This window comes from Gemella taiwanensis, assembly GCF_054054385.1.
This window is the reverse complement of the sequence record NZ_JBSMTL010000014.1, coordinates 1-22,602: the sequence shown is the minus strand read 5'-3', so window position 1 is coordinate 22,602 and position 22,602 is coordinate 1. Positions and strand designations below refer to the sequence as shown.

General features: G+C 31.6%; 20 protein-coding genes and 1 pseudogene. All 21 read left to right on the top strand.

The annotated features are described in order from the left end of the window. Nucleotides 1-131 precede the first annotated feature (131 nt). Nucleotides 132-4,481 (top strand): PolC-type DNA polymerase III, encoded by a 4,350-nt coding sequence (locus ACWOA3_RS08075; RefSeq protein ID WP_456885228.1) that lies wholly within the window; start codon nucleotides 132-134, stop codon nucleotides 4,479-4,481. Between the two features lie 318 nt (nucleotides 4,482-4,799). Then, on the top strand, nucleotides 4,800-6,071 hold the full coding sequence (gene murA, locus ACWOA3_RS08070) for a UDP-N-acetylglucosamine 1-carboxyvinyltransferase (protein ID WP_003146796.1): 1,272 nt from the start codon (nucleotides 4,800-4,802) through the stop codon (nucleotides 6,069-6,071). Nucleotides 6,072-6,080: 9 nt separating this feature from the next. Next, nucleotides 6,081-6,248 (top strand): DNA-directed RNA polymerase subunit beta, encoded by a 168-nt coding sequence (locus ACWOA3_RS08065; protein ID WP_003146795.1) that lies wholly within the window; start codon nucleotides 6,081-6,083, stop codon nucleotides 6,246-6,248. Nucleotides 6,249-6,260: 12 nt separating this feature from the next. After that, entirely contained in the window at nucleotides 6,261-7,241 is a 981-nt protein-coding gene (gene pta / locus ACWOA3_RS08060) for a phosphate acetyltransferase (protein WP_003146794.1), read from the top strand. A 265-nt stretch (nucleotides 7,242-7,506) separates the two neighbouring features. Then, nucleotides 7,507-7,632 (top strand): hypothetical protein, encoded by a 126-nt coding sequence (locus ACWOA3_RS08055; RefSeq protein ID WP_456885225.1) that lies wholly within the window; start codon nucleotides 7,507-7,509, stop codon nucleotides 7,630-7,632. Nucleotides 7,633-7,856: 224 nt separating this feature from the next. Further along, the gene (locus ACWOA3_RS08050; RefSeq protein WP_442566357.1) at nucleotides 7,857-8,504 is read left to right on the top strand and encodes a class I SAM-dependent methyltransferase; all 648 of its coding nucleotides are present in this window, start codon (nucleotides 7,857-7,859) and stop codon (nucleotides 8,502-8,504) included. A 14-nt stretch (nucleotides 8,505-8,518) separates the two neighbouring features. Next, a complete protein-coding gene (locus tag ACWOA3_RS08045) occupies nucleotides 8,519-8,995 on the top strand; it encodes a hypothetical protein (RefSeq protein ID WP_456885222.1) in 477 nt (158 codons plus the stop codon). 18 nt (nucleotides 8,996-9,013) lie between these two features. Then, entirely contained in the window at nucleotides 9,014-9,940 is a 927-nt protein-coding gene (locus ACWOA3_RS08040; RefSeq protein WP_456885220.1) for a peptidase U32 family protein, read from the top strand. 97 nt (nucleotides 9,941-10,037) lie between these two features. Further along, nucleotides 10,038-11,309: a peptidase U32 family protein gene (locus ACWOA3_RS08035; protein WP_003146785.1), complete on the top strand. Its 1,272-nt coding sequence runs from the start codon at nucleotides 10,038-10,040 to the stop codon at nucleotides 11,307-11,309. Then, complete coding sequence (gene udk, locus ACWOA3_RS08030) at nucleotides 11,309-11,935, top strand: uridine kinase (RefSeq protein ID WP_003146783.1); 627 nt, start codon at nucleotides 11,309-11,311, stop codon at nucleotides 11,933-11,935. The genes ACWOA3_RS08035 and udk overlap by 1 nt, the downstream gene beginning before the upstream one ends. 48 nt (nucleotides 11,936-11,983) lie before the next feature. Further along, nucleotides 11,984-12,472 carry a transcription elongation factor GreA gene (greA, locus tag ACWOA3_RS08025; RefSeq protein WP_048802056.1) on the top strand — a complete coding sequence of 163 codons (489 nt, stop codon included), beginning with the start codon at nucleotides 11,984-11,986 and terminating at the stop codon, nucleotides 12,470-12,472. A gap of 4 nt (nucleotides 12,473-12,476) precedes the next feature. Then, entirely contained in the window at nucleotides 12,477-13,160 is a 684-nt protein-coding gene (gene mtnN / locus ACWOA3_RS08020) for a 5'-methylthioadenosine/S-adenosylhomocysteine nucleosidase (RefSeq protein ID WP_456885218.1), read from the top strand. A 75-nt stretch (nucleotides 13,161-13,235) separates the two neighbouring features. Then, a complete protein-coding gene (locus ACWOA3_RS08015) occupies nucleotides 13,236-13,643 on the top strand; it encodes a hypothetical protein (protein ID WP_456885216.1) in 408 nt (135 codons plus the stop codon). Between the two features lie 99 nt (nucleotides 13,644-13,742). After that, the gene (locus ACWOA3_RS08010; RefSeq protein ID WP_456885214.1) at nucleotides 13,743-14,708 is read left to right on the top strand and encodes a lysylphosphatidylglycerol synthase domain-containing protein; all 966 of its coding nucleotides are present in this window, start codon (nucleotides 13,743-13,745) and stop codon (nucleotides 14,706-14,708) included. Then, a complete protein-coding gene (locus tag ACWOA3_RS08005; RefSeq protein WP_003146778.1) occupies nucleotides 14,705-15,304 on the top strand; it encodes a glycerol-3-phosphate acyltransferase in 600 nt (199 codons plus the stop codon). The genes ACWOA3_RS08010 and ACWOA3_RS08005 overlap by 4 nt, the downstream gene beginning before the upstream one ends. Nucleotides 15,305-16,149: 845 nt before the next feature. Then, nucleotides 16,150-16,341, top strand: a complete 192-nt coding sequence (locus tag ACWOA3_RS08000; RefSeq protein WP_271964816.1) for a hypothetical protein — start codon at nucleotides 16,150-16,152, stop codon at nucleotides 16,339-16,341. A gap of 639 nt (nucleotides 16,342-16,980) precedes the next feature. Continuing rightward, complete coding sequence (locus tag ACWOA3_RS07995; protein ID WP_003146774.1) at nucleotides 16,981-17,961, top strand: thiamine pyrophosphate-dependent dehydrogenase E1 component subunit alpha; 981 nt, start codon at nucleotides 16,981-16,983, stop codon at nucleotides 17,959-17,961. Between the two features lie 55 nt (nucleotides 17,962-18,016). Then, a complete protein-coding gene (locus ACWOA3_RS07990) occupies nucleotides 18,017-19,009 on the top strand; it encodes an alpha-ketoacid dehydrogenase subunit beta (protein ID WP_456885212.1) in 993 nt (330 codons plus the stop codon). A 31-nt stretch (nucleotides 19,010-19,040) separates the two neighbouring features. Next, on the top strand, nucleotides 19,041-20,429 hold the full coding sequence (locus ACWOA3_RS07985) for a dihydrolipoamide acetyltransferase (protein ID WP_456885210.1): 1,389 nt from the start codon (nucleotides 19,041-19,043) through the stop codon (nucleotides 20,427-20,429). A 61-nt stretch (nucleotides 20,430-20,490) separates the two neighbouring features. After that, nucleotides 20,491-22,239: a dihydrolipoyl dehydrogenase gene (gene lpdA, locus ACWOA3_RS07980; RefSeq protein WP_456885208.1), complete on the top strand. Its 1,749-nt coding sequence runs from the start codon at nucleotides 20,491-20,493 to the stop codon at nucleotides 22,237-22,239. A gap of 164 nt (nucleotides 22,240-22,403) precedes the next feature. Next, nucleotides 22,404-22,602, top strand: a pseudogene (locus ACWOA3_RS07975) (hypothetical protein); the annotation flags it as partial.

Sequence of the window (22,602 nt, the reverse complement as noted above, 5' to 3'; positions counted from 1 at the left end):
TAATTTATAATAATGTATTATTGGAAAGTTAGTTCATTTTGTTAAATTAGTAATAAAATGAATGGATTTTTTTCGTTTAGTCGATAATTATTATAAAAACTTGTCGATTTAGTAAAACTATAGGAGGAAGCATGAGTAATAAACATTTTTCTTTATTGGTTAAAACATTAGAATTAGAAGAAAGATTAGCCGGCTCAAAACTTATTAATTTTTCTTTAGATAATATAGAAAAAGATAATAAAAATAAGACATGGACATTTAATTTCAGTGGTGAAACTTTGCCATTAGTGGATGAATTAACATTACTTATACAAAAATTACGAGAAAGTTTTATGGGTGATTACATAGTTAATTATCGATTAAAAACAAGTAATATTGCAACTGATGAGCAAATAAAAGAATTTTGGAAATATATAATACTAGAGAATTTTTCAGAAATATCTCAAGTTCTATTAGAGAGTATTTTATTTAGTGAAATAGATGTAAACAACAATGTTTTAACTATGAAGATAATGGCTCCATCTATTTGGAATAATTTTATTAATGAGAGAAAACAACAGATAATAAGTAGTTATTCTAACATTGGTATTTCAATTAAAGATATCATTCCTAATTTTTCTAAAACTGATGTAGAAGCGGTGTTAGAAAGTCAGGAAGAGAAAATTTCCCAGGAAATCGTAAAACTAGAAGAAATTGATAAGAAAAATGCGGAGAGAAAACCAAAAGAACCTGAGAAAAAATATGCTGCCTTCGGTGGAGGTGGAGGAACTCGTTATGGTCAAGAAATCCGAGATGAAGATATTGTGGAGATTAAGGATGTTATTGGTTATGCTGGCGATGTAACAATAATGGCTCAAGTTTTTGGAACTGAAGAAATTATTCATAGAAATGGTTCAAGTCAGTACCGCTTAAAACTTACTGACTATAGTGATTCTATTATATTAAGACTATTTGGTAATAATCCTAATTCTAAGTTTCAAAATAAAAGAAGAAATGAACTTATCGATTTAGTAAAAGGAATAAAAAAAGGGCAATGGCTTAAGATTCATGGAAGTGTTAGTAATGATCCATATTTAAGAGATACAATTATAGAACCAAAGTCCATTGAAGTTGCTCACAAAGATGAAAAGAAAGATAATTATAGCGGTAAAAAGAGAATAGAGTTAAATACTCATACAAAAATGAGTCAGCTAGAAGGTATTTCTTCTGCGAAAGAATATATAGCTAGGGCTATGGATTGGGGACATGAAGCTATTGCTTTCACTGATACTTATGGAGTTCAAGCATATCCAGAAATTTGTCTAAGTTCAAAAGGAAAAGATATTAAACCTATTTATGGTCTTAATGCCTTTATTATGGATGATAGTATTACTGCTACAACTAACCCAAAGAATCTTAAATTAAAAGATGCAACTTATGTTGTGTTTGACGTTGAGACTACAGGTCTTTCTGCCGAGCGTGATAGACTAATCGAGATTGCTGCGGTTAAGGTGAAAAATGGAACTGAAATAGATAGCTTTGAAAGTTACATTAATCCTCAAAGACCTATTTCAGAATTAATCACAAGGTTAACTAGTATTACTAATGATGATGTTAGAGATGCCCCATTAGAAAAAGAAGTTATGACTAACTTTTATAATTGGTTAGACAAAGATGATATATTAGTAGCGCATAACGCTAAATTTGACCTTGGGTTCTTAGATACATGTTTTGAGCGCCTAGGTTTAGAGAATAAAAATAATGCTAGTATAGATACGTTATTTGTCTCTCGTGCTGAAAATAAAGAGGCCAAAAGGCATGGTCTTAGTAATTTAGCTAAACTATACAAAGTACGTTTAGTGCAACACCACAGAGCGATTTATGATACTAAAGCTACTGCAGAGATTTTTGTGAAAATGTTAGATCAATTGTATGAACTTGGCATTGAGTATCATAATGAAATTGATGAAAAAATCGATTTAGAACTTGCACATAAACGCTCTAGAACTTTTCCATGTTCAATTTTAGTTAAGAACGCAAAAGGATTGAAAGATTTATTTAGATTGGTGTCTTATAGTTGTACTAAATATTTAAATTCAGCTAAGCCTACAATTCCACGTAGTTTATTAGAACAATATCGTGAAGATTTATTAATCGGTAGTGGTAATGGTGATAATGAAGTATTTGAAGAATTATTAAACTCAAAAGAAGCTAAGGTGGAAAATATAATTGATTTTTATGATTATATAGAGATACAACCTAAACATCATTATGCTAATTTTATAAGAAATGAGAGAATATCAGATAATGCTGAATTAGAAGAAATTCTGAAAAAATTAATAAAATTAGCTGAGAAAAAAGAAAAAATAGTTGTAGCAACAGGAGACTGTTATTATTTGGATGAATATCAACATGTTTATCGACAAATATTAAGACTAACGGTGAAAAGTAATCCTGGAGCACATGACTTAAAACCTATGGCAACATTTCTAACGACAGATGAGATGTTAAAAGAATTCTCTTATCTTGATGAACAATTAAGAGAAGAAATAGTTATAGAAAATACTCATAAAATTAACGATATGATTGAATTAGTAATTCCGTTAAAAGACAAGCTGTATACACCAAATATTGAAGGAGCAGCAGATGAAGTTCGTAATCTAAGTTATGATATGGCTCATAAAATATATGGGGAACAGTTACCAGAAATAGTAGAGAAAAGATTAGAAAAAGAACTTTCATCTATCATCGGTAATGGATTCAGTGTGGTATATTTAATTTCACATAAGCTAGTTAAGAAATCATTAGATGATGGTTATCTTGTAGGATCAAGGGGATCTGTTGGTTCATCATTAGTAGCTACGATGATGGAGATTACAGAGGTTAATCCACTAGCTCCGCATTACGTATGTCCGAAGTGTAAACATAGTGAATTTTTCCTAAATGCAGAATATGCTTCAGGATTCGACCTTCCGAATAAGAATTGTCCTCATTGTGATGTGAAGATGATTAAAGACGGTCAGGATATTCCGTTTGAGACTTTCCTAGGATTTAATGGGGATAAAGTACCCGATATAGATTTAAACTTCTCTGGAGAATATCAAGCTACTGCACATAACTTTACGAAAGAAATTTTTGGAGAAGATTATGTATATCGTGCGGGAACGATTTCGACAGTTGCAGAAAAGACCGCTTATTCATTTACTCGAGATTATTATGAGAAAAATGAAGTAGAAAAAAGAAGTATTGATATAGAGAGAATAGCAGCAGGATGTGAAGGCTCTAAGAGAACTACTGGTCAACACCCAGGAGGTATACTAGTGGTCCCTAATGATATGGATATTTTTGATTTCACGCCATATCAATTCCCGGCGGATGATGAAACGAGTCCATGGCGAACTACTCACTTCGATTTCCACTCTATTCATGATAATATCTTAAAATTCGATATACTTGGGCACGATGATCCGACTATGATAAGAAAACTTCAAGATTTATCAGGAATAGATCCTAAAACAATAGATGTATCTGATCCTGAAGTAATGGGAATTTTTTCAACAGTTGAGGCACTAGGTGTAACTCGAGATCAAGTAGATTCAGCGAGTGGAACTTTTGGAATACCTGAATTTGGAACAAACTTTGTTATTCAAATGTTAGATGATACGAAGCCGACTACATATTCAGAGTTAGTTCAGATTTCTGGATTATCTCATGGTACCGATGTTTGGTTAGGTAATGCGCAAGAATTAATCAAAAATGGTACATGTGAACTTAAAGATGTAATCGGATGTCGTGACGATATCATGGTATATTTAATTCATGCAGGACTAGAAGAAGGTTTATCTTTCAAAATAATGGAAAGTGTTAGGAAAGGTAAAGGTCTTACAGAAGATTTTGAAAAAGCGATGATAGACAATAATGTACCAGAGTGGTATATTGATTCATGTAAAAAAATCAAATATATGTTCCCTAAAGCCCACGCCTGTGCATACGTATTAATGGCCTTAAGAATTGCATGGTTTAAAGTTCATCAACCGCTTACTTATTATTGTGCATATTACTCAGTTAGAGCGAGTGATTTTGATATTATAACGGTTGTTAAGGGAGCAGAAACACTAAAAGCAAAAATTAAAGAAATAAAAACTACAGATAAGAATGAATTATCGAATAAAGATAAAGATGCTCTAGTAAGTTATGAAATTGCAAATGAGATGATGGAGAGAGGATTTACATTCTCAAAAGTTGATTTAGAAAAATCAGCAAGCCATGATTATATCATTGAAGGAAATACTCTGATTCCACCATTTTCAATAGTTCCAGGTCTTGGAGATAACGTAGCGAATAAAATAGTTCAAGCGAGAGAAGAGAAAGCCTTTCTTTCAATTGAAGATTTTTCAAAACGAGGAAGTGTTTCATCTACAGTAGTAGAGTATCTAAGAGAGATGGGGACATTAAAAGGATTACCTGAAAAAGCCCAATTATCTTTCTTTGATGAATTGTAATTGATAGTTTTATTCATCAGAAATGTAGTAAAGTAAATAAAAAAGTGTTATTCTACAAAATTATAAAATCATAAAAAGTATTTTTTATGAAATTATCATTTTTTGTAGAATAACTTTTTAAGAGTTAGAATTAAAAGTGATAAAAAATAATAATTATTCATTTATGTAACTTAAATTAGTTTTTTATTATTCGATAAAAGAAACTATATTTTTTAATAAAATAAATATTAAAATAATTATTCAAACTTTATTTATTCTTTAATTTGTGGTAGTATTATATGTGATATAAAATGTAAATATAGAGATGGAGGAAACAACTTGGAAAAAATAGTTGTTAAAGGTGGAACACCTTTAATAGGAGAAGTACAAGTTTCTGGTGCAAAGAATGCAGCTTTACCAATATTAGCAGCTGGATTATTGGCAACAGAGGGTACAAGTAAATTTTATAACGTTCCTAAGTTATCAGATATTAAAACAATCGGATTGTTATTTGAGAGTCTAGGAGTGAAAATAGATTATAGACCAGATGAAAATACATTGGAAATGGATGCTAGAAATCCATTATTAACAGAGGCATCATTTGAATTTGTTAGTAAAATGCGTGCATCATTTTTAGTTTTAGGTCCAATGCTAGCACGTGAAGGAAGTGCTAAAGTAGCGATGCCAGGAGGATGTTCAATTGGAAGTAGACCAATTGATCAACATTTAAAAGGATTTGAAGCACTAGGTGCAACAATTATTCAAGATGCAGGGTTTGTAGAAGCTCGTGCAGAAAAAGAATTAGAAGGAACAACTATCTTCTTTGATTTCCCAAGTGTAGGAGGAACTCAAAACGTAATTATGGCTAGTTGTTTAGCAAAAGGGAAAACTACAATTGTTAATGCTGCACAAGAACCAGAAATTGAAGATATGATTAATTTCTTAATTAAAATGGGAGCTAAAATCGAAGGAAAAGGAACTTCTATTTTGGTTGTAGAAGGTGTTGAGAAATTAGTAGGTACAGAATACTCAGTTATGCCAGACCGTGTAGAAGCGGCAACATACATGATTGCAGCTGCAGCAACTAAAGGAGATGTTCTTATTAAAGGAGCTCCATACAAAGATAATGTTGCTTTAGTGAGTAAAATGCGTGAAATGGGAGTTAACATTGAAGTAGTAGATGAAAACTCTATGCGTGTAAGTAATAAGTTGGATAGTTTAAAACCTGTAGATGTTAAAACTCTACCACACCCAGGTTTCTTAACTGATATGCAATCTATTATGTGTGTGTTAACACTTTTAGCTGATGGTACAAGTACAATAACAGAAACAGTTTTTGAAAATAGATTCATGCACGTAGAAGAACTACGTAGAATGAATGCTAAGATTAGAATCGAAGGTAGAAGTTCACTAATTGAAGGATTACCTCATTTAGAAGGAACTACTGTAAGAGCAACAGACTTACGTTCTGGAGCGGCATTAGTTATTGCGGGATTAATGGCAACGGGAACTACTAAAGTTATTGATATTTATCATATTGATAGAGGATATGTTGACATCGAAGAAAAAATGAGAAAATTAGGTGCAGATATTCAAAGAATAGACGAGTAGGATTTCATTATGAAACTAAATGATAAGTTAACAAGATACTTGCGTAATATAGCCTTAATGATAATTATATTTTATATTGGATTATTGCTAGGCTACACAATTTTAGGTAAGGGAAGTTTATTTGACGCTTTAAGCTTAAAGCCGATAAGACATATTAAAGATATTATATACAATTAGGAGGAAATGAAGATGGCAAATGATTTATTTGTAGAACTTCAACAAAAATTAGAAGGGAAAAATGTACGTATCGTACTACCAGAAGCATATGATGAGCGTGTATTAGAAGCGGCTGTTAAATTAGGCGCTACTAGTTATGTTAAACCTGTGTTAGTTGGGAAAAAAGAAAAAGTAGAAGAAATCGCTAAAGGATTATCTTTAGATGCTTCTAACCTAGAAGTTATCGATCACGAAAACTACGAAAAATTAGAAGAATTAGTTGCTAAGTTTGTAGAACGTCGTGCAGGAAAAGTAACTGAAGAAAAAGCACGTGAATTATTAAAAGATGTTAACTACTTCGGAACTATGTTAGTGTACACTGGTGAAGTTGAAGGATTAGTATCTGGAGCAATTCACTCTACTGGAGACACTGTTCGTCCAGCATTACAAATTATTAAAACAAAACCAGGTACAAAACGTACAAGTGGTGCATTCATCATGAGTAAAGAAGACAAACGTTATGTATTTGCTGACTGTGCGATTAACCCAACATTAGATGCTGAAGGATTAGCAGAAATCGCAATTGAAAGTGCTAAAACAGCTAAAAGCTTCAACGTTGATCCAAAAGTAGCAATGTTAAGTTTCTCTACTTTAGGTTCAGCTGTTACTGAAGATACTACAAAAGTAGCAGAAGCTACTAAGTTAGTTAAAGAAAATGCACCTGAATTAGCGGTAGAAGGGGAATTACAATTCGACGCTGCAGTTGTACCTTCAGTTGCTAAATTAAAAGCTCCTAATTCAAAAGTACAAGGGGATGCTAATGTATTTGTATTCCCAAGCTTAGAAGCTGGTAATATTGGATACAAAATTGCTCAACGTCTAGGCGGGTTTGAAGCTGTAGGACCAATCTTACAAGGATTAAACGCACCTGTAAATGACTTATCTCGTGGATGTAATGCAGAAGATGTATACAAACTTTCATTAATTACAGCTGTTCAAGCAATTGAAAAATAAGATTTAAAATTTAGAGGTTGACCTTGGTTAACCTCTTTTTCTTCATGGAATTTTTTGACATCGCTTACTTAATTTTGTATAATTAAGTAAAGAATATATGTTGACTTTATTGTAATGAATACTGTTCGTTTCTACAAATAAAAAAGGGAAAATTAAGGAAAAATAGGTTATTAAAATTTAAAAGGAGAGACACTGATAATAATTTATCTTAGAATATTGTAAGGAATAGTATTATGATAAAGTAGTAAAAAAGGAGATGTGAATTATGAATGATTTAGATTATTTTTATAAGGCAATTACTAGTCCGATTGGTAATATTATTGGTTTTGCTGTATTTTTATACATGGTCTATGTTTCTATAGATTTCATAAGAAAAGGATTGAAGAAATAGAATAAAAGATTTTAGTAGATGTTAAAAATAGTAAATTTGATAAGAGATAGACTTTTCTATATTTAGATGGATTTAGTTCATTTTAAGCTATGTGGGAGTAACTTTGTATTAGTGATTTTTATAAAATCATGATTAATAAGGTTACTTCCTTTTTTAGTCTTTATAATTGCATTTATACCAACTTATATGGTATTATATAATGATGTATAAATATGGAGGTAAACATGGTTGCGATAGAATCAAAAGATGACTTATACGTTATAGATTTGTTAGAAGACTTTGATGAATTTTACTTAGAATTAGAGAAATTTGCTGAAGAAAATAGAGTTCCAATAATTGATAAAATCGGAATAAGATTTTTAATTCAAATGCTGAAAGTTAAGAAAGCTAAGAATTTATTAGAAATAGGAACTGCAATTGGTTATACATCAATTAAATTAGCTGAGAGAATAGGCTGTAATGTTACTACTATTGAGCGAGATGATAAGATGTATAACGAAGCAAAAAACAATATTGAAAAGCGAAATCTTACTGATAAAATAACATTACTTCATGCTGATGCATTAGAACTTCAAGGTGAAGTTATAACAAATGCACCATATGATGTAGTGTTCATCGATGGTGCTAAGAGTCAAAGTAGAAAGTTTTTTGAATTATATGAACCATATTTTGCTGAAGATGTTGTAGTTATTACGGATAATGTGCTATTCAAGGGAATGGTTGCAGATCCAAGTATTATTAAACATAGTAGAGACTTAAAACAACTTTCTAGAAAAATTAATAATTACAACGAATGGTTACTAAAACATGAAAACTATGAGAGTGTAATATTGCCATTTGGAGATGGAATAACTATAACAACGAGAAAATAGAGGAGTATATGTTAATGAAAAAATTTAATTTTTTTATAGCTGCATACTTTATCTTCTTATTTTTATTATTTATAATAAATGCTATATTAGAAGCTAGTACGGAGTATGCGTTGATAATGATATATTATCCATACTTATACTATATAGCCGTATTATTAATTATTATAAAAGGCTGGGAAATGCTCATTAGGATAATGAACACTTTTGGTAGTAATTCTTTAGCTTCATTATTTGGTAAATTTATTATTATAGGTATAGGTTTATTTGCTACTCTTTGGATTTTTGTAATGGTTTTATTTTTCGGAGGTTATGCTTCATCTAAAAAATATGAGGATTTAAACTTGCTAGCATATGATTCACCTAATAAATTGAATAAGACTGAGTATATAGTAATAGAAAGAGGAGCTTTTGCAGCAACAATAAATTATTATCATGAAAGATATAATTTATTTTTAATGAAGAAAAAAGAGAGTTATTCTCATAAAATTTAATTAACGAGAGGATTTAAAATGACTGTAGAGTTAGTAGTAACTCCGAAAAGTGTAGACCATATTTATGAACTTATCAATGTTGGAGCTGATAGCTTCGTCATCGGTGAAGAAAAATATGGTTTACGACTTGCAGGAGAATTTAAAAGAGACGAATTAAAAAAAGCTATCGAGATTATTCACCAAGCAGGGAAAAAAGCATATGTTAGTGTTAATGCAATTTTCCACAATGAAGACATTGATGATTTAGTTGATTATTTACATTACCTATCAACGTTAAATGTAGATGCTTTAATATATGGAGAACCAACAATTATTACAATTTTAAGAGAAGAGAATTTAGATTTCAAACTTCAATGGGATCCACATACATTAGCAACAAATTCATTCTCATGTAATTATTGGGGGAAACGTGGAGCATATAGAACATGTCTTTCAAAAGAATTAACAATCGATGAAATTCTTGAAATTACTGGAAAAAGTGAGTATGAGATTGAAGTTCAGGTACAAGGAATGCTTTGTATGTTCCAATCAGTAAGAAAATTAGTTGATAATTACTTCATGTACAGTGGTAAAGAAAAATATATCGAGGAATATAGCAATTCGAAAAAATTATTCTTATATAGCCAAGATAGAAATGAACGTTACCCAATTTTTGAAGATTCTAACGGAACACATATTATGAGTGCAAACGATATTTGTGCTATTGAAGAATTAGATCGTCTAATAGAAGCAGGAGTATCTGCATTTAAAATTGAGGGTGTTCTAAAAGATGAAGATTACATTACAGAAGTAGTAACGATTTATCGTGATGCTATTGATCTTTATTACGAAGATAAAGAAGCATACGAAGATGAAAAACAAGATTTCTATAATGATATAGAAATAATTAAACCGAAATATAGAGAAGTTGACTTAGGATTCTTCTACAAGAAAACTATGTACTAATCATATTTTTGGATTTTGAAAAAGGATAAGGTTTCCTATCTAAAACCTAATAAAAAAGACAAGGAGGATGGGTCATACTTGAATGTGACCTAAACTTATGGCAATACCAAATATTTCAGAAATTAGAGACGGCAAGAGAGTAATAACAAAAAAACCAGAACTACTGCTTCCAGCAGGAAACTTAGAAAAATTAAAAATAGCTATTCACTACGGAGCAGACGCTGTGTTCTTAGGTGGACAGGAGTTTGGACTTCGTAGTAACGCAGATAACTTTACGATTGAAGAAATAAAAGAAGGTTGTGAATTTGCTGCAAAATATGGAGCTGATATTTATGTAACAGCGAATATCATCGCGCACGATGAAAACTTTGAGGGATTAGATGAATTTTTAATGGCACTTCAAGATGCAGGTGTTAGAGGAATAATCGTTGCAGATCCATATATCATCGAAAGATGTAAAGCAGTTGCTCCGAAAGTAGAGGTACATATCAGTACACAACAATCTATCTCAAACTATAAAGAAGTTAGATATTGGGAAAGTGAAGGAGTACACCGTGTTGTATTAGCACGTGAAACAGGATATGAAGAAATAAAAGAAATTCGTGAAAAAACAGATGTTGAGATTGAGATGTTTGTACACGGAGCAATGTGTATAGCATATTCAGGACGTTGTACTTTAAGTAACTACATGACGGCACGTGATAGTAACCGTGGAGGTTGTTGTCAATCATGTCGTTGGAACTATGACCTTTATGAAGAAGGAACTGATGAAGATACTAAGTTATTCGATGAAGGTGCAAATCCATATGCGATGAGTCCTAAAGATTTAACTTTAATTGAAGCAGTACCAGAAATTATTGAGTTGGGTATAGATTCATTAAAAGTTGAAGGGCGAATGAAATCTATTCACTATGTTGCGACAGTTGCAAGTGTGTATAGAAAACTAATTGACGATTATTGTGCAGATCCAGATAACTTTGAGATGACGCCAGAATATAAATTAGAATTATATAAATGTGCTAACCGAGATACAGCGATGTCATTCTTCTATGAAATACCTAAGTATTCTGAACAGATGTTTGGAAATGAGGGTGGTAAGAAAACAAATTATGATTTCGTTGGACAAGTTCTTCACTATGATGAAGAAACTCAAATTGCAACAATTCAACAACGTAACTTCTTTAAAACAGGTCAAGAAGTTGAATTCTTTGGACCTGAGATTGATACTTTTAGACAGGTTATCGGGGAAATTTATGATGAAGATGGTGAATTGTTAGATGCAGCAAGACATCCACTTCAAATTATTAGAACAAAATTAGACTCTAGAGTATTTAAAAGCAATATGATGCGAAAGGAAATGGGACGATAATGACTACAAAACGACCAAAAATTATTGGTATTGTTGGGGGAAGCGGTAGTGGTAAAACAACCGTTACTAAAAGAATTATAGACGAGCTTACTCAAGATAAAGTTGCTTTAATTGAGCAAGATTATTATTATAAAGATCAAAGCCATATGACTATGGATGAAAGAGTTAAAACAAATTATGATCATCCGAGTGCATTTGACAATGAATTACTTTATAATCATTTATTAGAATTAATTGAAGGGAAAGCTGTCGAGCTTCCGGTTTATGATTATGTAAATCACACTCGTAGTAAAGAACAAAAACACCAAGAACCTAAAGATGTAATTATAATTGAAGGTATGTTTGGATTGTATTCAGAAAAACTACGTGAGTTAATGGATATTAAAATTTTCGTTGACACGCCAAGTGATCTTCGTATTCTAAGACGATTATTACGTGATATTAATGAACGTGGAAGAACTGTAGAATCAGTAATTAATCAATATTTAGTGTCTGTAAGACCGATGCATGAAAAATATATTAAACCAACTAAACAATATGCAGATATTATTGTTCCAGATGGTGGATATAACGATATAGCTATCGACATTTTAATAACAAAAATTAAATCGCTACTAGCAAAATAATTAAAAAAAAGATATAATATAGAGTAGACTAAAAAAAGGAGTACCACTATGGCTTTAGAAGAAAAATTAGAATATCAAATGACCCAAGAAGGTTATGACAAACTTGTTGAAGAATTAGAACATTATAAAAAAGTAAAACGTCCAGAAGTAATTGAAAAAATTAAAATTGCACGTAGTTTCGGGGATTTATCTGAGAACTCTGAGTACGATGCAGCAAAAGATGAACAAGGATTTATCGAACAAAGAATTCTAGAAATGGAACAAATGATTCGTTATGCTGTTATTATCGAATTAGATGAAAAATCAAGTGCAATTCGTCTTGGTAACACAGTAACTTATCAAGAATTACCTGATGGTTTAACTGAAACTTATAAAATCGTAGGTAGTGCGGAAGCTAACCCATTTGAATACAAAATTTCAAATGAATCTCCAGTAGCACAAGCTTTATTAGGAAAAGAAGTAGGAGATGTTGCGAAAGTATCATTACCAACTGGACCTGAAGATTCAATGGATATCAAAATTCTAGCGGTAGAATAGTATTATGATAGCATTAATCGGTGCAATGCCAGAAGAAGTGGCTATAATAAAAGAAAAAATAGAAAATTTACAAGAGAAAAAAATAGCACATGTAACATTTTATGAAGGTAAATATGAAGGACGAGATATTGTTCTTATGTTAAGTTTACCTGGGAAGGTGAATGCTGCTATTGCTACAACTCTATTATTAGATCACTATAAACCAGGGTATGTGATTAATATTGGTACATGTGGTGCACTGCAAGGTGATATGGAAATTGGTGATATGATTGTTGCTACAGAGGTGAGACATTTTGATGTTGATGCAACAGAATTTGGCTATGAAATTGGTCAAGTTCCACAAATGCCAGCAGCATATAAGAGTGATGAAAAATTACAAAAATTAGCTTCTGAAATCAACTTACCAAATCATAATATTCACTTTGGTTTAGTAGGAACATCAGATTCATTTATCTCTAATAAAGAGTTGAAAAAAGGAATATTAAAAAACTTTCCTAATATGCAAGTAGTTGAGATGGAAGCAGCAGCGATTGCTCAAGCTTGTTACCAATTTGGAACAAAATTTATAGTTTGCCGTAGCGTAAGTGATAAAGCGGAAGAAGGAACGCGAGTTACCTTTGATGAATTCTTACAAATAGCAGCAGTAAACTCATCTATATTAACTACAGAACTAATTAAAAAACTTTAAAATTAATTATAGATCAGCAAAGGAGAGCAAAAGCTTTTCTTTGCTGTAATATTTATATGAAGTAGGAGGGAAAGTATGATAACTATATTATCGAAATTATTTTTAGTATTAACAGCTGAAAAACTTCCGCGATATACTTTGAAATCAATAAAAAGTGGTGGCTATACAAAAGAAGAACTAGATATAATCTGTAAAATTGTAAAAGATGATTATACAAGATATAAAAAAGGTTTCAGAGCTGCAGTAGCAGCAGGTTTTTTTTCAGTTGCACTTATATTAGCTCTTGGAGTCTATCAAGGAGCCCCTGGAACATTTTTAATTGAGATGTTAATTTTGTATATTGTAATATTTACATTGATGTTTATTTTGATTTATGTACAAAAAGTTAATAAAATTCGAAAAACATTTTTAAAAGCAGTTAAAAAAGGTTATCCAGAATTATATAATGAATATGAAGATAAGTTATATGAATATGTAGATTAGAAAATGTTATAGTCATAATTTTATGTAATTAATTGTATTGAAAAAAAAGCTATAAAATGTTAAGATAAAGTAGATAAATATTATTTAAGGAAAAGAAAAATGAAAAATATTACTGAAAGAAGATCCTTTAATTATTTGAAGAATTTAGTTCAGATAAGTTTGGGATTATTGATATTTTATTTAATTTTTTCCTATTTTAAAAAAGAGATAGTTAGTTTAGATTTTAAAAAAATACATCATCTTACCTTAACTATAGGAGAGGTGAAATTTTTAGTAGTTTTATTATTCGGTTTATTCGGTATAAGTATTTTGTGTCTTTATGATTATTTTGTCCTTAAAGCCATTAATTTAACGAAAAATATGTCTTCATTCCGTATTTTTAAAATCAGCTTTATGACTAACACACTGAATATGGTTCTGGGTTTTGGTGGCTTTATTGGTGCTGGACTTAGATATTATATGTATAAACCTTATACAAAAAACGGAAAAACATTATTTACTGCGATAGGAATGATTTTAATTTCTATGCTTTCAGGTATTAGTTTGTTATCAATTTTTGTGGTTCTTAATGTATTTCCAGGTCAGGCGTTATATGCTGATAATAAAATTTTTTATTATTCTTTAATTCTAATGTCATTATTTTTACCTTTGTATCTATTCTTTAATTTAAGAAAACCAAGAATTAGAACGGATAGATACTTAAGTGTTAAATTAACGGTGATTTCTTTTTTAGAATGGGTTTTTGCGGCCCTTATCATACTAATGATTTTATATTTTTATACAGGTGATTTAGTTGCTGATAAGGAATTGCAAATAATGGGAGTTATAATAGTAGCTTCAATAGTGGGCTTATTAACTATGATTCCTGGAGGATTAGGTACTTTTGATACATTAGTCCTAATTGGTCTTAAAAACTTAGGAATTAATCCAGAAATAATAGGAGCAACTATTGTAATATACAGATTATCATATTATGTTGTTCCATTTTCTATAGGATGTCTAATGTTTTTAAGTGAAGGAATAAGAATTATAAAAAATAAATTTACGAGAGGAGAAAAGTTATGATTTCAATAGTAATTTACGCGATTTTAGCCTACCTTATTGGGAATATAATGGGTGGGAAATTATTAGAAAAAATATATAAAGAAGAATTTACTAATAAAGGATCAGGTAATGCTGGTGCTAGAAATGCAGGACGAATTTTAGGTCCTAGATCGTTTTTATTTGTATTAGCTGTAGATTTCTTCAAAGGATTTTTCGTAGTTATCCTTTTAAAGATTTTAGCTGTTGATTCTAAAATAATATATATATGCATAGTTTTAGTATTATTAGGGCATATAAAACCTATTGTCTTTAAGTTTAAAGGTGGGAAAGGTGTTGCTACATTTTTTGGCTGTCTAGCAGCTTTATCAATTAATTTATTCTTAATTATGATACTTTGTACATTAGTTATTGCAATTATCGTAAAAAGTTTAACGATTGGATTCTATTCAAGTCTTCCATTCGTAACGTATATTAACTATGTTGAAAACCCATCATTTTTAATTTTAGGAATATTTATTTTAACCGTTGTATTAATAGGTGTAGTAGCGGTTGAAGACATAGAAAATTCATTTGATAAATATTTTAGTGTAAGAAAAATTAAGAAATCAGTTCGATAGCGAGCTGATTTCTTTTTTTGTTATTTAGAATTGTTTTTTCGTAGTTCTTGTCTTATAAGCAGAGTACGGTTAATATGAAGTATTGCAGATATTAGGAGTAAAATTCCAGAAATTGTATATGCAGCATAGGTGTATTCTATACTTCTAATTTTACTAATAAAATTTAAAGGGATTGTTAAGTATGCTATTAGTACTGCTGTAGTGTAAATAAATTGTTCATAAATTAAAAGATTCAAGATTTTATTTGTTTTTATTAATAACTTATTTTTTTCTTGAAAATATCTTACAAAACTCGCGTAGATACATATCGGAATAGTTAAGTAGAAATAGATGATGTTTTTTGTATAAAAAAATGCTGAAACTAGTATGATTAAAATAGGAAAAGTAATGATTAAGCATTTGTTATATTTCATATAATTCCCTCCCTTTTTTATATGAAAAGTAATATATAAAGAATAATAAAAGTAGAATTGATTAAGTTTTAAATTCTTAATTTCAATTTTATTATAACACAATATCCACAATTAAGAGAATATTGTATTTAGTACTTTTGTATAATTATAATTTAAGATATGATTTCTTCTATAAAAATAAAAAAACATCGAGAAACTTAAATGTTACTTAGTTGATGGAACACTTGTAAGTGAATAATATATTGTAATGTAATAGGTAGAATATTATATTAAGATGTGATTCTACCTATTAATTGCAATAATTATGAAATTGTCTCTATTACGATTTACCAGTTATAAATCGTAATAGTTACTTAAGACGAGAATCTATTGACTTGTTATATAAAACAATATAAAATTTAAGTATAGAATAAAAATACGGAGGCGGTAAAGATGACTAAATGTGAATGCGAACACCACTGTCACTGTCATGATGCAGTAGAAGATTGCAAATGTGGAAATTGTGTTGAAGGAACTTGTGACTGTAAAGAAGGTTGTGCATGCGGATGCCACAATGCAAAAGAAGATTGTGAATGTGGAAATTGCAAAACTGGTGATTGTCACTGTGATAAACACGCTGCATAGTTAAAGATGAGATCTGAGAAAGTGTCAGATCTCTCTTTTTTTGGGCTGGTATAAGTATATATAGTATTATGAACTGGGAATAATTATAATGAATGATATTTTTATATGATGAGTAGCTTAATCACAATCAAAAATCTTAATAATTAACACACATTAGTGCATTTAATAGGTTACTTCGTGAAAATTTGAAGTTTACATAATTGCTGAAGAATAATTAATTAACTTCAATTTTTAAGTGTTAAAAAGTATATAAACATATAGGAAAACGCTTCACATTAAACTTATTATTCTTGATTAATTTCTTAATAAACAACATAATTTTCTAAAAAACCTATTTTTATTATCTTTAATTAGTTTATTTTTATTCTGTATCTATAAAAATTTAAAGAGAGTTTATATAAAGTGTAGAATAAGAAAAATGATATTATATGCAAACGAAAGAAATCTGTCTCACTCTGTTTTTCAATTATAATGGATTGTAGTAGTACAGAGTTAAAAAATATTACTGAGATAAATATTGTTATTTTATTGAGTTCATTGATTTGACTTTTTTTCGAAAACGTTGTATATTATTATAGTAATATATGATTAAAACATAATTTATACACATTTATATATATACAAACTTTGGAGGTTATTATGGTAAAAACATCAAAAGATTTAACTAAACAAGAGCATTTAGAAATGTATGAACTAATGCACCTTATTAGAGATTTTGATATGGAGTTAAGTAAACTATACTCTCGTGGTCTAGTTCACGGTATGACTCACTATTCAGTAGGAGAGGAAGCTGCTAACGTTGGAGCTATTTATCCGTTAAGAAAAGAAGACTTAATGTTTTCTAACCACCGTGGTCACGGTCAAACAATTGCTAAAGGTATTGAAATTGACCGTATGATGGCTGAAATCCTTGGTAAAGAAACAGGTCAATGTAAAGGACGTGGAGGAAGTATGCACGTTTATGACCTTGAACAAGGAAACATGGGATGTAACGGTATCGTTGGTGGAGGACACGGTCTAAGTACTGGTGCCGCTCTAGCTCAAAAAATGAAAAAAACTGGTAATATTGTAATTTGCTGTATGGGTGATGGAGCTACTAACGAAGGAAGCTTCCACGAATGTTTAAATATGGCATCTAACTGGGATTTACCACTTATTTTCTACGTGATTAACAATAAATATGGTATCTCAATGGCTCAAGAAAGATGTATGCGTGTTGAAAAGATTACTGAACGTGCTGCTTCATACAGAATCAAAGGAATCCATGTTGAGGATGGTAACGATGTGTTAGCTGTATATGATGCAATGCAAGAAGCTATCGAGCACACTAGAAGTGGAAAAGGTCCTGTTTTAGTTGAAGCAGTATCTTATAGATGGTTTGGACACTCAGCTTCAGATGCTGGTAAATACCGTAGTCGTGAAGAAGTAGCAGAATGGAAACTTAAAGATCCTAACGTAAAATATAAAAACTACTTATTAGAAAATGGAATTGCTACAGAAGAAGAATTAAAAGAAATCGAAGATAGATCAAAAGCAACTATCGATGATGCTGTAGAATTTGCTAAAGAATCACCATTTGCTGATGGTTCAATTGCATTCCAAGATAACTACGCTGACTAATATTTTAGGTTAAAATAATTTAAATAATATTTTATATAATAGGAGATTAATAGTTATGACTAAAGAAACAAAAATTATGACAGTTCGTGAAGCCATAAAAGAAGCTATGACTCACGAAATGCGTGAAGATGAAAATGTATTTTTAATGGGTGAAGATGTTGGTATCTTCGGTGGTGACTTCGGTACTACAGTAGGAATGTTAGAAGAATTCGGTTCTGAACGTGTTATCGATACACCAATCAGTGAAGCTGCTATTTGTGGTGCTGCTGCAGGTGCTGCTTCAGTTGGTATGCGTCCAATCGTAGACGTAACATTCATGGACTTTGTAACAATTGGTATGGATGCTATCGTTAACCAAGCAGCGCCAATGCGTTATATGCTAGGAGGAGAAGTACAAGTACCAGTAGTATATCGTTGTGCATCAGGTGCTGGAACAGGTGCTGCGGCTCAACATACTAAAGCTCTAGAAGCTTGGTTCTGTCACATTCCTGGTCTTAAAGTAGTAGCGCCAGGTACAGCAGGAGATGTTTATTCAATTTTAAGAGCTGCAATTAGAGATAACAACCCTGTTATCTACATCGAACCAAAAGCGTTATTCGGACGTAAAGGTGAAGTAGAAGTAGGTAAAATTGGTGTAATCGGAAAAGGTGACATCAAAGCAGAAGGTACTGATGTAACATTAGTATCATGGGGAAGAATGTTAGAGCGTAGCTTAAAAGCTGCTGAAGAGTTAAAAGAAGAAGGAATTTCAGTAGAAGTAGTTGACCCAATTACATTAGTACCATTAGATACAGACTTAATCGTTAAATCTGTACAAAAAACAGGAAAATTAGTTGTATGTCACGACTCATTCAAAACTGGTGGATTCGGTGGAGAAATCGTTGCTCGTATCGCAGAAAGTGATGCATTTGATTTCTTAGATAGCCCAATTTACCGTGTTGCAGGAGCTGACACACACATTCCATCAGCTAAAAACTTAGAAAAATTAGTTGTGCCTGATGTAGAAGACATCAAAGAAACAATTAAAAAAGCTGTAAATAAAAAATAAAAATTTAGTTAGCGAAGGATGTGAATAAAACATGGCAGTAGAGGTTATTATGCCAAAAGCCGGTAGTGAAATGGAAGAGGGCGAAATCGTACAATGGTTCAAAAATGAAGGTGACCATGTCGAAGCAGGTGAAGTCCTATTAGAAATCGTAACAGATAAAGTAAATATGGAAGTTGAAGCTGATGCCAGCGGAACATTATTAAAAATATTAGCACAAGCAGGAGATGTTGTACCAGTAGTTCAAACAATCGCATGGATTGGTGAACCAGGTGAAGCAATTCCTGGGGCAACTTCAACAGGAGAAGTAGCTCTAGCAGAAACTGTTGTTGAGAAAAAAGTTGATCATACACCAGTTAAAGAAGTAGAAGTAATTGATTATTCAGGCCTTCGTGCTACACCAGCAGCTAGAGCATATGCTCGTGAAAAAGGAATTGACTTATCTAAAGTTAAAGGAACAGGTGCAAAAGGTCGTATCCACAAGGATGATGTTTTAGATTACAAACTAAACTCTAAAGTTAAAATTTCTCCACTTGCAGCACGTATTGCTCAAGTTGAAGGAATCAATACAGAAAGTATCGCTGGAACAGGACCAAATGGTAAAATCATGAAAGCTGACGTTCTTTCAGTACTTAACGGTACACCTAAAGCAGAACCAGCTAAAAAAGAAGAAATTGCTCAACCAGGTAAAAAATCTGTTAAAGCGCCAAATGAAAATCAATGGGGAATCGTTGAAACTGTACCAATGTCACCAATGCGTAAAGTTATTTCTAAACGTATGAGCGAATCTTACTTCAGCGCACCAACATTTGTAGTTAATGTTGAAGTTGATATGACAGAATTATTAGCTTTACGTAAAAAAGTTGTTGATGCAATCATCGAAGAAACTGGTAAAAAAGCAACAGTTACAGACTTTATTTCATTAGCGGTAATTAAATCATTAATGAAACACCCATATGTAAATGCTTCATTATCAAGTGATGAAAAAGAAATGTATTTACACCACTATGTAAACTTATCAATCGCTGTTGGTATGGATAGTGGATTAGTAGTACCAGTAATTAAAGGTGCAGATAAGATGAGTCTTAAAGAGCTTGTAGTAGCATCTAAAGAAATCACAACTAAAGCTCTTGCTGGTAAATTAAAACCAGATGAAATGGCAGACTCAACATTTACAATCAGTAACTTAGGTATGTATGGAGTTAAAAGCTTCGTGCCAATCATTAACCAACCAAATACAGCTATTTTAGGTGTAAGTGCTACTGTTCAAAAACCTGTAGTATTAAATGGTGAAGTTACTGTAAGACCAATTATGACATTAACATTAACAGCGGACCACCGTGTTGTTGACGGATTAGAAGGAGCTAAATTCATGAAGACTCTGAAAGAAGCTATCGAAAATCCACTATCATTACTAATTTAATAAAGTTATATGATATAATAGAAGAAAATAAGAGAAAAGTGTATTAAGGAGTGATTATAACATGGCAGTAGAAGTTATTATGCCAAAAGCCGGAAGTGAAATGGAAGAAGGCGAAATCGTACAATGGTTTAAGCAAGAAGGTGACGAAGTAAAAGAAGGTGAAGTCCTACTTGAAATCGTAACTGACAAAGTTAATATGGAAGTTGAAGCTGAAGCAAGTGGAACATTATTAAAAATTCTTCACCCAGCTGGATCAACTGTACCAGTAGTTCAAACAATCGCTTGGATTGGACAACCTGGTGAAGCAGTACCAGGAGCTGATGGAGCAACTGCAGCAGCTCAAGAAGTTGTTAAAGAAGTAGCAGCTGATGTTAAAGTACCTGAAACTAAAGCAGAAGAAGTATTACCAAAACGTGAACGTCGTGGAGAATATGATGTAGCAGTTATCGGTGGTGGTCCTGCTGGATATGTAGCAGCTATTAAAGCGGCTCAATTAGGAGGAAAAGTAGCATTAGTAGAAAACCGTGAACTTGGTGGAACATGTCTAAACCGTGGATGTATTCCAACAAAAACATTCTTACACAATGCTGAAATTATTAACTACATCCGTTCTGCAAAAGATCGTGGTATCAAACTTGTAAATGATGCATTTACAGTTGATATGGAACAAACTGTAGCAGTTAAAAACAAAGTATCTAAAACTCTATCTGGTGGAGTAGCTGGATTACTTAAATCTTACGGTGTTAAAGTATTTAACGGTGTAGGAAGTCTAACAGCTGATAAGAAAATCGTTGTTGACGAAAAAGAAACTATCGATGCTGATAACGTAATTTTAGCTGGTGGTTCTAAAGTAAGTAGAATTAACATTCCAGGAATGGATAGCGATAAAGTACTTACAAGTGATGAGTTCTTAGATATTACTGAAGTACCATCTCGTTTAGCAGTAATCGGAGGAGGAGTAATCGGTTCTGAATTAGGACAAGCATTCTCTACATTCGGTTCTAAAGTAACTATCGTTGAGATGGCTGATCGTCTAATTGCTAACATGGATAAAGATGCATCTGTAGCGTTAGAAAAACAATTCAGAAAACAAGGTATTGAAGTTCTTACATCAACTAAATTATTAGAAATTGTTGACAAAGGTCACGAAGTAGTAGTTAAAGTTGAAGGAAAAGAAGATATCGTAGTTGATAAAGTATTACTATCTATCGGACGTGTTCCAGATAACACATGTCTTGGAGAATTAGCTGATAAATTCGAAATGGAACGTGGACGTGTTAAAGTTGACGAATACATGGAAACTTCTATTAAAGGAATTTACGCTCCTGGAGATATTAACGGAGTTAAAATGTTAGCTCACGCAGCATTCAAGATGGGAGAAATCGCAGCTGAAAATGCAATGGGTCACCACAAAAAAGTTGATCTTAAAGCTACTCCAGCAGCAATCTACACTCACCCTGAAATCGCAATGGTTGGTTTAACTGAAGACCAAGCTCGTGAAAAATATGATGTTAAAGTTGGTAGATTCAACTTTGGAGCTAACGGACGTTCATTAGCATCTAACCACGGAGAAGGATTCGTTAAAGTAATTATGGATACTAAATACAGAGAAATCTTAGGTATCCACATTGTAGGACCAGTTGCAGCTGAAATTATCAACGAAGGTTCAACATTAATCCAAACAGAAATGACAATTGATGATGTTATGGATATTATCCATGGTCACCCAACATACTCAGAAGCTTTATATGAAGCAATGGCTGACTGTATCGATATGTGTATCCATGCACCTAAGAAAAAATCAAAATAATTTTATTAATGAAGAAAGCAACTAGATTTCTAGTTGCTTTTTTTGTGATTTCTTCATTAAGTTTGTACTATAAATTTATGAAAAAACAAAAATGGGAGTGACTCAAAAATCGTGATTTGATATGTACCCCTTTTACTGGACAAACCAGTGAAAGGGGTATTTTTATGCGTTATAGTTTTGAATTTAAAGTAAAATGTGTTGAGATGTATGAAAGAGGGGAATATCCAGAAACACCGAACGGAATAACCACTAGAAAATTTAAAGATACTATTAGAAAATGGAAAAGAATGGTTGATTCGTTAGGAGTAAGTGTCTTGCGACATAAAACAAAAAATAAGAAGTGGAATCCAGAAGAAAAACTAG